13 protein-coding genes are annotated in these 12,166 nt (G+C 43.8%); 4 read left to right on the forward strand and 9 right to left on the reverse strand.

The genetic code is table 11. The annotated features are described in order from the left end of the window. The 3 genes from L1D50_RS04555 to L1D50_RS04565 form a co-directional block, all read left to right on the forward strand. Positions 1–847, forward strand: an 847-nt coding sequence (locus tag L1D50_RS04555) for a beta-ketoacyl synthase N-terminal-like domain-containing protein (RefSeq protein WP_239965611.1), incomplete at its 5' end; no start/stop codon positions are given. A gap of 17 nt (positions 848–864) precedes the next feature. Continuing rightward, positions 865–1,884 (forward strand): Rieske 2Fe-2S domain-containing protein, encoded by a 1,020-nt coding sequence (locus L1D50_RS04560; RefSeq protein WP_239965612.1) that lies wholly within the window; start codon positions 865–867, stop codon positions 1,882–1,884. A 114-nt stretch (positions 1,885–1,998) separates the two neighbouring features. Continuing rightward, positions 1,999–2,805, forward strand: coding sequence for a metal-dependent hydrolase (locus tag L1D50_RS04565; protein WP_128728615.1), 807 nt, complete (start codon positions 1,999–2,001; stop codon positions 2,803–2,805). 36 nt (positions 2,806–2,841) lie between these two features. Here L1D50_RS04565 and sdhC read toward each other — a convergent pair whose 3' ends face one another. The 7 genes from sdhC to L1D50_RS04600 all read right to left on the reverse strand — a co-directional run bounded on the left by sdhC (position 2,842) and on the right by L1D50_RS04600 (position 7,720). After that, positions 2,842–3,225 carry a succinate dehydrogenase, cytochrome b556 subunit gene (sdhC, locus tag L1D50_RS04570; protein ID WP_128728614.1) on the reverse strand — a complete coding sequence of 128 codons (384 nt, stop codon included), beginning with the start codon at positions 3,223–3,225 and terminating at the stop codon, positions 2,842–2,844. Between the two features lie 202 nt (positions 3,226–3,427). Next, a complete protein-coding gene (gene ruvX / locus L1D50_RS04575) occupies positions 3,428–3,877 on the reverse strand; it encodes a Holliday junction resolvase RuvX (RefSeq protein ID WP_017217006.1) in 450 nt (149 codons plus the stop codon). A gap of 42 nt (positions 3,878–3,919) precedes the next feature. Next, the gene (locus L1D50_RS04580; protein ID WP_128728613.1) at positions 3,920–4,477 is read right to left on the reverse strand and encodes a YqgE/AlgH family protein; all 558 of its coding nucleotides are present in this window, start codon (positions 4,475–4,477) and stop codon (positions 3,920–3,922) included. Between the two features lie 19 nt (positions 4,478–4,496). Beyond that, complete coding sequence (gene gshB / locus L1D50_RS04585) at positions 4,497–5,456, reverse strand: glutathione synthase (RefSeq protein ID WP_010379037.1); 960 nt, start codon at positions 5,454–5,456, stop codon at positions 4,497–4,499. 57 nt (positions 5,457–5,513) lie between these two features. Further along, a complete protein-coding gene (gene rsmE, locus L1D50_RS04590) occupies positions 5,514–6,248 on the reverse strand; it encodes a 16S rRNA (uracil(1498)-N(3))-methyltransferase (RefSeq protein WP_239965613.1) in 735 nt (244 codons plus the stop codon). Between the two features lie 69 nt (positions 6,249–6,317). Beyond that, complete coding sequence (locus L1D50_RS04595) at positions 6,318–6,815, reverse strand: hypothetical protein (RefSeq protein WP_128728611.1); 498 nt, start codon at positions 6,813–6,815, stop codon at positions 6,318–6,320. Between the two features lie 11 nt (positions 6,816–6,826). Further along, on the reverse strand, positions 6,827–7,720 hold the full coding sequence (locus tag L1D50_RS04600; protein WP_128728610.1) for a hypothetical protein: 894 nt from the start codon (positions 7,718–7,720) through the stop codon (positions 6,827–6,829). A gap of 79 nt (positions 7,721–7,799) precedes the next feature. Here L1D50_RS04600 and glnE point away from each other — a divergent pair, with 79 nt between their 5' ends. After that, positions 7,800–10,598 carry a bifunctional [glutamate--ammonia ligase]-adenylyl-L-tyrosine phosphorylase/[glutamate--ammonia-ligase] adenylyltransferase gene (gene glnE, locus L1D50_RS04605; RefSeq protein WP_239965614.1) on the forward strand — a complete coding sequence of 933 codons (2,799 nt, stop codon included), beginning with the start codon at positions 7,800–7,802 and terminating at the stop codon, positions 10,596–10,598. On the opposite strand, the gene L1D50_RS04610 is transcribed toward glnE, so the two are convergent. After that, on the reverse strand, positions 10,595–11,203 hold the full coding sequence (locus tag L1D50_RS04610; RefSeq protein ID WP_128728608.1) for a TcpQ domain-containing protein: 609 nt from the start codon (positions 11,201–11,203) through the stop codon (positions 10,595–10,597). The two genes, glnE and L1D50_RS04610, sit on opposite strands and share 4 nt — an antisense overlap. Before the next feature lie 26 nt (positions 11,204–11,229). Further along, the gene (gene lpxL, locus L1D50_RS04615; protein WP_128728607.1) at positions 11,230–12,153 is read right to left on the reverse strand and encodes an LpxL/LpxP family Kdo(2)-lipid IV(A) lauroyl/palmitoleoyl acyltransferase; all 924 of its coding nucleotides are present in this window, start codon (positions 12,151–12,153) and stop codon (positions 11,230–11,232) included. Positions 12,154–12,166 lie beyond the last annotated feature (13 nt).

Consider the following 12,166-nt stretch of genomic DNA (forward strand, 5'->3'; position numbering starts at 1 on the left):
GAATAATATGTCGGAAAGCCAATGCTTATTGGTCGCGGCATCTGGTGAGGCCATTAATACTTCACCATTTTCAACGAAACCAGAGGTACTTGAAAATGCAAACATATATACGGTTTGCTCAATTGGTGAGCGTGATGTAAAGGTTGACGAGCGCACTAAACATGCTTGGACACAAGATGTGTCGACGGTTAACGCCGAAATAGCAAGGTTAAGACCGACTCAGTTGCTAATGGAACTTGCAAACCTATACTCAGCGAACATTTCTATACTATTCAACATTTGCGGCGAAAGTTTGACCTTTATCGGTGAGCAAAGCGGTGCTTCTCAAGCTTTTAAGCATGCAATTGAACACACGTTGACTGCGACTGAGTCGCCAATTTCACTCGTTGGTGGTGTCAGCAATGGAAGTCGAGAGATCATCGCTGAAGCAATCGAGCATTCGGTAAACTCGCTTGCTGAAGGTCGAAAGTTTGCGAAAGCTTCTGCCAGTGCATTGATCTCGACTAGTGAGGCTCATCGTGATATCGCAGTAGCTAAGGTCTCACTTGTAGGATCTTATGATGATGAAGCCGCTTTGCTTGAAAAAATCAATGAGCCGCAGTACGTAAGTTGTTTAGTTACCACAGAGCTTACTACGGATGTTGAAGGCAGTCTTGACTCAATCACTGAAGGAGATGGTACCAAGATTATAAATTTAACTAAGCGCTTTGGGTATCTTGCAGAGGCGTCATTGAGCTTCCAGTTTGCACTTGCCGTTGTGTTATTAAATAAGCAGCCAGAAAAGCACTTCCTTGTTGCTTGTCAAATGATAGATGGTCGCTATCAAACGTATGAAATATCTAAATAAAACTGAGAGATAGAGATATGTTAGTAGGTAAAGAAGCGCTCGAATACTCTTCAAGGAATATACTGAACAATCAGCGTTATCCTTTTTCTCCTTATCCTGAAGGGTGGTATGCCGTGGCAATGGCGGCTGATATCCCGGTTAAGGGCGTAGAGGCAACGAGAGTGTGTGGTGAAGAAGTCGTTGTTTATCGTGCACAAAGCGGTGAGATTAACGTCGTCAATGCTTTTTGCCCCCATCTCGGTGCACACTTGGGCTTTGGAGGCATTGTACAAGGAGAGTCTATTCGCTGTCCTTTTCATGGCTGGAGGTTTGATTGCTCCGGCAGCTGTGATGATGTCCCTGAAATGCAAAAACCCATAAAAGTTAAGATTGGTACTTTTCCCAGTAAAATTGTCAACGGAATGGTGATGGTTTGGTGGTCACCGGAGCGAGACAAAAAGCGCCAGCCAAGTTGGGATATTGAGCCGGTTGACTTAACGGGGTGGACTGAGCCTGTGTTGCATGAAGAGTGTATTTGGATATTGAATACCCATGTGCAAGAAATTGCTGAAAATGGGGTAGATATTGCACATTTCAGCGTGGTACACGGGGCAAATAAGGTCGGTGAAATCGAGTCGGTTGAATATGATGGTGCGGTCGCTACTTGGCAGTCGATAAGCCAAATTTCTACTCAAACTGGCGATGTTGACTCTGTTACACGCGTCCGTTTATTTGGCTTAGGATTGCAGCAAGTTCATGCACTATCAGCGAACAAATTTCCGTCTGCGAGAACCTTTCTACATTCTACCCCAATAGATGAACACTCTATTTGTATTCGTTTGGCGGTTTCGATTCAAAAAACCGGTAAAGAAAATCGCGACTCGCAAATGCTTAGCTTTTTAATCCCAAAACTTGCGGCTGAATTGGCTAAAGATTTTGATATTTGGGAGCGAAAAAAATATCTAGWAAACCCGCCAATAAGTAGAGTTGATGGTCCAATCCGACAATTTAGAAAGTGGGCAACACAATTCTATATTGAGTCACCAACTTCTGATTGATATCAGTTTTAGGGGGGACGGCAGTATTGTGTTTTTACGATATCAATGAAAACCCATTGATATTGACTAAGTCTCCCAATACAGAATTACAATTTTTGAATAGGGAACCTTTCTATGTATCTTTCTACAGAGGTTGAAAAAGTCGCGAGTAAATTCAGTGCGCCACCGTTTGATTTTGATGGTTGCTTTATTCATGACTATGACGGAGAGGCATATTTTAAGTTTATTCTGATTAATGCGTTTTCTATCGCTTTACCGAGTGGTGAAAAGTTTTTCATTGATAGCTTAAAAAAAAGCCTATCTAGTATTGAAGATCCAGAGACTAAAAGTGCAGTGCGTATCTTCATGATGCAAGAAGCGGTGCACAGCAAGTATCACAGCATTTATAACAAAACATGTTGTAGGGAAAACGGCTACTCGCTGGCCCGCTTAGAAGCGCCATTTTTATTTAATAGCGCTTATGTAGCAAACAATAATAGTGACCAATATTGCTTAGCCTTAACGGTGTGTTTAGAGCATTTGACCGCTGTGGCGAGTGAAGCTTTGCTGACCCATGATTGGCTAGATATTTGTGCACCATCAGTCGCAGAATTTTGGAAATGGCATGCCTTAGAAGAAATTGATCACCGCTCGGTTGCCTATGATCTGTATATGACTACGTATAAAGATAAGGCATTTTTAAATCAAGTGATGAGTGAGGTTTATCTAAAATTTGCACGCTTTTTGGAAAAAACCATGCACACAATGGCAAGTAGTGATGGTAAAAGCGCCAAAGCACTAAAAGTTTGGCTTCGAGAGTCTGATTTTATGGTAGGGCAACAAGGGGTGATCCCCTATTTTATGCAATTAATTGAGCGCTTCTATGAAGCTGACTTTCATCCAGATACACATTTTGACTTATCAATTTTAGCGTCTTTATAGTGAAATCGCCTCGCCGAGTTGGCGAGGCAATTAAAACTAGCCAAAAAGCTTATAAGCCATGCCAATTACAGCCACTGCAGTGGCGAATAACACGACGTAAGACATCTTCTTCGCTGAATCAAGTTCTTCACCATAGCCCATATCGTTGATCATGTGCTTGATACCAGCAAAAACATGGTAGATAAAGGCAGTGAAAACTCCTAAGGTGATCAGCTTAACAAACCAGTGGTCAAGCGCTGATACAACGGTATTAAAACCCGCTTCTGAAGCTAAGCTCAGATAGAAAGCGTATAGCACAAGAGGGAAAGAAAGAAAAAATAGTACACCTGTTACCCTATGTGCAAAAGACACATAAGCCGTGATCGGCACTTTCACTTTATGAAGACTAATAAAGACCGGTCGTTTCTTACTTTTATTCATACTAACTTCCGTTTACGATAGACATTTTGTTTACGCATTTTACGAAAAATGCAACATTGACACAAGTTATAAATATATTCAGATTTGCTACCGGACTCTATTAAATTTTTATTATTTATATACTTATCGTGCGCGCTGAGTCATGTGTAAGGTGGGGGACTCTAGCGCCAAAAACAAAGCTTTTAGCATTCGCTCAGAGATATCACTCCCACATTGCTTCAAAGTAGCTTTCAAGAATGATACAAGCAGACATGCCATCTACCTTACCTTTTGCAAGGTTCTTATAGCCACCTTGTTCAAATAAGCGTGCCCTGGCGTCTGCTGTCGTCAAGCGCTCGTCTTGCGTTTCTACCGGCAACCGGAAGTGGTTATGCAGGCGGTTGGCAAACTTTTTTGCCCTGAATGTTAAATCTTGATTAGTACCATCCATATTCAGTGGTAAGCCAACTACTAATAAATCAGGTTGCCATTCGTTAATAAATACCGCAATGTCATCCCAATTTGGGATGCCATCGTTTGCCTTAACGGCACCCAAACTTGATGCGGTTGCGGTGATTTCTTGGCCGATGGCCAAGCCGATACTTTTAGTGCCAAAGTCAAAACCGATGACGCTACGTTTACCTTTTGGTACTTTTTCTTTTTTGTTTTCCATGAATACTTCGTTTATTAACCTAAGCTCAAAATGGCAGGCTAGTTAAGCATGGCCTGCTTGTGAGCTTAATTGTGCAACGTCGATACCAAGCATTTGCACTGCTTTTTCCCAACGTTTTTCGGGTGGTGTATTAAATATGATTTCGGGGTCAGCCTCGACAACCAACCAAGTGTTGTCTTTGAGTTCTTCCTCAAGTTGGCCGCTAACCCAGCCTGCATATCCCAAGGTAATGATAAACCCTTCAGGAGAGTGTGCCGATGTTAAAGAGGCTAAGACGTCTTTGGAAGTGGTGATCATAATTTCAGAGCTAAGTTCTTGGCTTGAGGCGTAACCAAACTTTGGCGTGTGTAATACAAAGCCTCTATCGGTGTGAACCGGCCCGCCAGCGTAGATATTTACCTTAGCCGCATGACTAGACTTATCATTATCTATATCAATTTGATCAAGCAATTCGCCCACGGTGATATCGATAGGGTGGTTTACCACCAACCCCATCGCGCCATCTTCGCTGTGTTCACAAAGATAGGTTACCGTATGATTGAAAAAAGGGTCGTCCATGCTGGGCATTGCCACTAAAAAGTGATTAGCGAGTGATTTCATAACCAGACCCCCTTAATGGTTAGTTTTTAGTATGGTCGAGTTTTCGCTCGATCGCATCATAAAACTTATCCATAATTGAAATGTCATATGCTGCTTCAATTTCTTTCACACAAGTTGGTGCGGTGACGTTGATCTCGGTGAGCTTATCGCCAATGATATCTAGGCCAACGAATATCAGACCCTTTGCCTTTAACGTTGGGGCAATGGCTTCGGCAATTTTCCGGTCCGATTCGCTAATAGGTCTTGCTTCACCACGGCCGCCTGCCGCGAGATTACCACGAGTTTCACCGCCTTGTGGAATGCGAGCTAAGCAGTATGGCATCACTTCACCGTCTACCACTAACACGCGCTTATCACCGTCTTTAATGGCTGGAATATAGTTTTGCGCCATAGCATAGCGAGAACCATGCTCGGTAAGCGTTTCGCAGATCACACCAATATTTGCGTCATCTTGTTTTACTCTAAAAATAGACGCGCCGCCCATCCCATCTAAAGGCTTGAGAATGATATCGCCATGTTTAGCTAAAAACTCGCGAATTTGTGATTGATTACGTGTAACCAAAGTATCTGGAGTATGTTCGCTAAACCACGCTGTAAATAGCTTTTCATTGGCGTCGCGCAGGCTTTGTGGTTTATTTACCACCAGCGAACCCGCAAGTTCGGCGCGCTCAAGAATATAAGTGGCGTAAATATATTCGGTATCAAAAGGCGGATCTTTACGCATTAAAATAACGTCAAGGTCGCCTAAATCGATTTCTTGTTTCTCAGCTAGTTCATACCAATGGGAAGTATCGTCAAATACCTGCGCTTTTGCTGCGGTCGCTTTGGCAACGCCTTGGTACAAGAAAAGGTCATTCATTTCCATGTAATACAATTCATAGCCGCGCTGCTGTGCCGCCAGCATCATGGCAAACCCGGTGTCTTTTTTAATGTTAAAGCCACTGATTGGATCGGAAATGATCCCTAATTTAATCGTCATAGACGCTCCCATTGCGCTTGCTGAGTTTACCCATGATATGGGGGTTGCTCGGTGTATTTAAAGTGCTAAATCGCCAAATTGCAGCTGTAGTGCGCTCAGTACCGTTAGCGCTGCGGTTTCTGTACGAAGTACACGTGGGCCTAAACGGACATCAACAAACCGCTGTTGAGCAGTGGCGTCTAGCTCTTCATCGGTAAAACCGCCTTCTGGTCCTACTAAAAAGCGGATCCCAGACTGAGTATACGGCAGTGTTTTTATTGAATGTTCTGCACGAGGATGTAGCGTAACTTTTAGCTCGTCGCTTTGCTGTGCAAGCCACTCAGACAACTCCATCGGCGGGTGAATTACGGTGATGGTATTGCGCCCGGATTGCTCGGCTGCGGCAATTGCAATCTTTTGCCATTGCTGGTGTTTTTTTGCTAGACGCTCACCACTTAATTTAACGCCACAGCGTGTGGTAAACAAAGGAGTAATTTCGCTCACACCCAGCTCTACCGACTTTTGAATAGTGAAGTCCATTTTATCGCCGCGAGAGATCCCTTGTCCAAGGTGTATGGCAAGTGGAGATTCTACATTTTTGTCTTCAAATGACTCAGGCACAGCAACGACTTTCTTTTTCCCAACTTCACTTAATTGACATAGGTATTCGCCGCCTTGTCCGTTGAACAGGCTGACTTTATCTTTGGTTGTCATTCTAAGTACTCGGCCTATGTGCCCAGCAGCGTCGTCATCTAAAGTAACTGGCACACCAATGGCCAAAGGTGAGTTGTGATAAATGTGTGGAATACGCATAATTCGATTATTCAGTTGCTGTTTTGTGGCAATGGTAAGCGCTTGTGCGCGGTTAGTCTATAGGCTCTATTATCCCAGCACTTTAGCTTTACCACATAGTAACCCGGTGAGCTTGGCAAGCATCAAGTCAGGGTCGGGCAGGCCTGCGGTATCAGGATGGCAGGATAAGTGATTGATAGTCGCTTGTGAATGTAGTTTAGTAACTTGAAAACCTTGCAAAGATTGTTCAATTAAAAACCGGAGTGGATGAAGGGAATCAAAAATGAAGCGCTGCTCCTCGGTGGCTAAATGGTAGTCAAGAGAATAGAGCAGCACGGCATGAATGTTATGGTGACGATGCAAATAGCTCGCAAGTTCAGAAACGCTGATTTCATTGCTAAAGTCGCAATAGCAATAGTCTTTTATTTGTTCTTTAAACATCATCTTGAGCATTTGCTTAGTGTTGTCACCTGCGATAACTATGTTGCTGGCATGGTTAGCGCGCACATTTTGCAAATGTTCGACGAGTTCTTGGCTAAAATCCCAATTACTATCGACCAGTAAAAATCCATCACTTAAAACATTCATGCAGTATTGCGTTACACCGAAAACAAGTTAATAAGTAAATAGCCTATGGAGCAGAAAACCGCAAACTCCAAGCACGCTATGCCAACGTTATCTTGGTGGTCTACCTCTAGACCAATATTGACCTTAGGTAAGGATAAGTGCAGTAACACGTAACTGCCGATGTAAAGGAAAAGCCACATTACACCGCAATGCATGACAACTGAAAACAAGTTTTCTACCACTTTTGCTCCGTGGTAGGGAGCGCTGTGCAGTCCCGCATACATGGCTAAGGAGAGACCGATAGATTTACCCGCATAACGAATGCCGATAGAAGTGTTTCTGAGATTAAAATTTTGCTGCAATGAAGCGCCTTGATTAAGCTTGGCAAAACGACTTTCTCTGATTTTACTATCTAACGCGAAAAGCAGTTGCAATAGCATAAAGCCGAGGGCTACGACTAATAAATCACTCCAGCCTTTCGGATGCACCCAATGATATAAGCCGAGTACCAAAATGGTATTACCGAGTAACATGCCTGAGTCCACCATAGCAGCGCAGATATTTTGTTTTAAAATCGCTTCTTCTTCGTCAAACTGGTACAAAATCCATTTGCGATGGATCCATTGGCCAAAGTATACAAAGGCAATGATCAACCCAATATGCAAGGCAACTTGCAGAGGGTGTGTTTGTGCTCTCACCACGCCTAAATCATTAAATAAGTAAGCAACACAAATACACAGCATCGTCACTTGACTGGCATAGCTGATCCCAAGTGCAAAGTTGTCACGTTGTGCGAGCTCATCATCAAGTAGATGATTGGCGCTACGTTGGATCATTAAGCGTAGCGATATCGTTAAACCGCAGACAATGGCAAAGCAAATCAAAATCGCTAAAAAGTTGATATTGTTTAAAGACAAGTAACTCATACTCGGTGTAAGGTTGTGTTTTAGATAGAGTTACTATAACACTGCTCACAAAGAGAGCCAGTCTACCGGGGAGTTTTTTATGTCGGAATTGTTTGTTCAAGCAGCGCTAAATACGCTTGCGCAAGAGCGGTACCAAATGATTTATGGTGACGCGCCGATGGAGCCCAAACTGGCACGGTTGCTGGCGCTAAGTGATTTTGCCGAGCGTACACTTGCACGATTTCCTGAGTGGGGAGCTTGGCTGCTTGATGATACACAGATGCAAATGCGCGACTGTCCTGATGTGTTTGACTTTTCCGCGCCATTGATTGAAGAAAAGCAAGCTTGGCAGCAACTGCGTCACTATCGATTAAAGTATTGGCTTAAAGTGATGTGGCTGGATTTGGTCGCAGGCAATGAGATTGATGACAGTATCCGCTACGTCTCGCAGTTGTCCGATACCTTGATTTCAAACGCTTATCAATGGGCATACTTAAGCGTAGAAGCACAATCATCAGGCTCACCAAAAGATGAAGATGGTAGCCCGATACCCATGACGGTATTAGGCATGGGGAAGCTTGGCGGTAAGGAGCTGAATTTTTCCTCTGATATCGATTTGATCTTTGCCTATCCAAGAAGCGTCGATACATCCGGTGGCCGGCGTAGTGTTGAGGCGCAAGTTTTTTACACTCGAGTGGCACAAAAGCTTATTTCGGCGCTAAATCAAGTCACGATTGATGGTCAGGTATTCAGAGTCGATATGCGTTTAAGACCATTTGGAGATAGTGGTCCTTTGGTGATGAGTTATGCCGCAATGGAAGATTATTACCAAGATCAAGGTCGCGAATGGGAGCGCTATGCGATGTTAAAGGCGCGGCCAGTTGGCGAGCCATCGCCGTATTGGCAGGAGTTTTACGACCTAATTCGGCCGTTCGTCTATCGCCGCTATATCGACTTTTCTGTGATAGATTCACTGCGAAAGATGAAAAACATGATTGCCCAAGAAGTGAGGCGCAAAGGCTTAACAAATAACATTAAACTGGGCGCGGGTGGCATTCGAGAAGTAGAGTTTATCGTGCAGGCTTTGCAACTGATACGCGGCGGTCGCGAAACGCCATTACAAACCCCTTCTTTGTTACAAGCATTAGAAGAGCTTGAAGCGCTTGAGATTGTCCCTGTCGAGGTCAAAAATCGTCTGCATGAGAACTATTTAGTGCTGCGTAAAGTTGAGCAATACCTTCAAGCATTTGACGACAAACAAACGCAAACTTTACCCGATAACAACATAGACTGTCTGCGCCTGAGCCACTTATTGCAATGTAACGATTACGCTGAAGTAGAGCAAATGCTAAAGGTTGTGACGCAGCATATTCGAGCTGAGTTTAGTCAAGTCATTGGTGAACCGCCTGAAGAAGAATTAGATGAAGACGATAGCGCGGTTTATGCGTGGCAAACGGGAGAAATCGCGCAGCTGGGCCAGTGCCGAGCTGCACCGTGTTTTGATACATGGCAAACTGACTTGATGGAGTTTAAGCAAGGGCTGAGTAAAAAGCAGGCGGGCACTCGTGGTCGCGATATTCTCGATAAGTTAATGCCTGCTTTATTACGAGAGCTCAGTAAACAAAACATGGAGCCGGCGCTCGCTCGTGTGCTCAGTGTGATCAATAAAGTGGCATCTCGTACAGCCTATTTGGAGCTACTGTATGAAAATCACGGTGCGTTGACTCAACTTATCAAGCTTTGTTGTCATAGCGCGTGGATTGCTGAGCATATAGCTAAATATCCAATTCTCCTTGATGAACTTATTGATCCGCAAACTCTTTATAAACCTTTGCCATTAACGGCCTATAAAAACGAGATCCAGCAAGCTTTTTTGCGTATAGACGAACAAGATGTCGAGCTACAGATGGAAGCGCTGCGACAATTTAAACAAACGCATCAGCTAAAAGTTGCGGCTGCAGATGCCACAGGCGTGTTGGATATTATGAAGGTGAGCGATCATCTAACTGCGCTTGCTGAAGCGATTATTGCAAAGGCCGTCGATATTGCTTGGGGGCATATGGTGGCGCGCTTTGGTGCACCTCAAGGTGCAACGATAGAAGAAAAAGGCTTTGCTGTAATCGCCTATGGCAAGGCGGGGGGATATGAGCTCGGTTACAACTCAGATCTAGACCTAGTGTTTGTGCATAATCGTGACGGCGAAAGTCAAACTCAGGGTGATAAACCTATCTCTTCAAGACAGTTTTATATGAAGCTGGCACAGCGCTTAATGCATTTGTTCAATACCAAAACGCTCTCTGGCATGCTTTACGAATTAGACACTCGACTTCGCCCTGAAGGAAATTCGGGCTTACTCGCTATCAACCTCGAAAGTTTTTATCAATATCAGTTAGAGCAAGCTTGGACTTGGGAGCATCAGGCGTTAGTGAGGGCTCGTATGGTGCTAGGAGAGCCACAAATGGCCACACGATTTGATGAAATACGTCATGCAATACTAATGCAGCAGCGAGACGTGCCTAAATTAGCGGAAGATGTTCGCAATATGCGTGAAAAAATGCGAGCTCACCTAAATCAAGATAGTGTCAGTCATTTTGACTTAAAGCAGGGGAGCGGTGGCATGACGGATATTGAATTTATCAGTCAGTACATTGTTTTACGATATAGCAGTCAGTATCCAGCACTTTGTTCTTATCCAGATAATATTCGTATTTTGGAGCAAGCGGGTGAAGTTGAAGTGATTGATGGTGATGAAATGAAGCATTTAATCTCTGCATATTGTTTGTTTAGAGATCAATACCATTTTAATAGCTTAAATCAATTAGGTAGAGTTGTGGAGCGTGAAGCATTTGACCAACACGCTCAACAAGTCGTTCAAATTTGGCAGCGGGTACTGGCTTAACCCGCTAGCTTACGGCAGTTTTCACGTACATAGATTGGTGGGTTTTCGGTGATAACCGCGGCGCGCTCTCGCGGACAGAAAAAAGTATAGACTTGAAATTCAAAGTCGTCGTTTATCGCCGTTCCAACTTGGTAAAGAGCCGTAATAAAGTCAGTATCAAGACGGAAATTATATTTCACCACGTAATCACGCTCTAGATACCAAAATAGTTCCACACCTTCTTCTTTGGCTTGCTTGGTAAGCACATCTTTTAAGGTGTCGCCTGTATCAAAGCGTCTTGGTTGCTTTTCACCGGTCCATTTAGGATTAGATGGTTTAACAGCAAGCGCCCTTTGCGCCAGTGCATCATCAAGAGGATAGGTCGGTTTCCCGAGTGTGATAACGTACTTTTCACGATCAGTATCACGATTGCTCATGCTATTTCTAAAGCTTTCGTAAAATTGCGACAGGCCTTGCGCTGCAACATTGGTGGTCTCCCTAAAGTTCATATCTTTAGAGGCACCAAAAAGGAAATAGTAGGCAGCCCAAATGAGTAACACACCTAGTGATAGGTGTTTAGTCCAAAACCAGATTGACGATAATTTATTTTTTTTCTTCTTAGCCATTTCAAACTACTCCAAGACTCTAAGCCCTAATAAAACGAAGGTGCCTTTTCATCAGGTCGCGTTTTAAAGCGACGATGTACCCACATGTATTGATCCGGCGCACAATTGATTGCTTGCTCCATTCTCTCGTTGACGCGAGTAACATCCGCAAGATTATTGCCACTTGGGAATGATTCTAAAATAGGTTGTATATCTAAATGATACATCCCTTTTGCGTCTCTCGTACAGTGTAAGCTTAAAGTCTCAGCCTTTTTGCTTGCAGAAAATAATAAAGTACCAGTTGTTGTCGCTGCATCAGGGACCGCAAAGAAAGGTGCGAACTCACAGCGCTTGCGGCCATAATCTTGATCTGGCAAGTAATAACAAACGCGTTTGCTTGAGAGTGTTTTCAATAACCCTTTGACGTCTCGCTTGGTGACTAAGTACTCATTTGAGCGTAGTCGCCCACGGGTCATAAAAAACTCCATAAGTGGGTTATTGTGTGGGCGATAGAAGCCAACACCTTGCATTTTAGTGCCTAGCACTCGGCTGGCCATCTCAAGGTGCAACATATGGGGAACCAGCATAAGTACCCCTTTTCCTTGCTTTTGCACGGCTTCAATATGTTCTAGCCCTTTAATCGAGCCTACCACTTGATTGATGCGCCACTGTGGCCACCACCATGCCATCCCCGTTTCAAGTGTTGCTATGCCGGTATTTTCCATGTTTTTTAGTAGCATAGCTTTGTGTTCTGATTCACTTAGGTGGGGAAAGCAAAGTTTCAAATTGACATCAGCAATATGACGGCGACGCTTCATATATTTATGGACCAGACGTCCAAGGCCTCTGCCCAGTGCAAATTGAACACTTTGCGGGAGCCATGAGATTAAATACAGGGCGAAAACACCAAGCCAAGTCAGCCAAAATTTAGGTGCTAAGAATGACCATTTGAAAGGTGAGTGAGTAACCAAAGTAATATACCTA

Origin of the sequence: Pseudoalteromonas sp. Isolate6 (assembly GCF_022398435.1) — a bacterium.
GTDB lineage: Bacteria > Pseudomonadota > Gammaproteobacteria > Enterobacterales > Alteromonadaceae > Pseudoalteromonas > Pseudoalteromonas galatheae.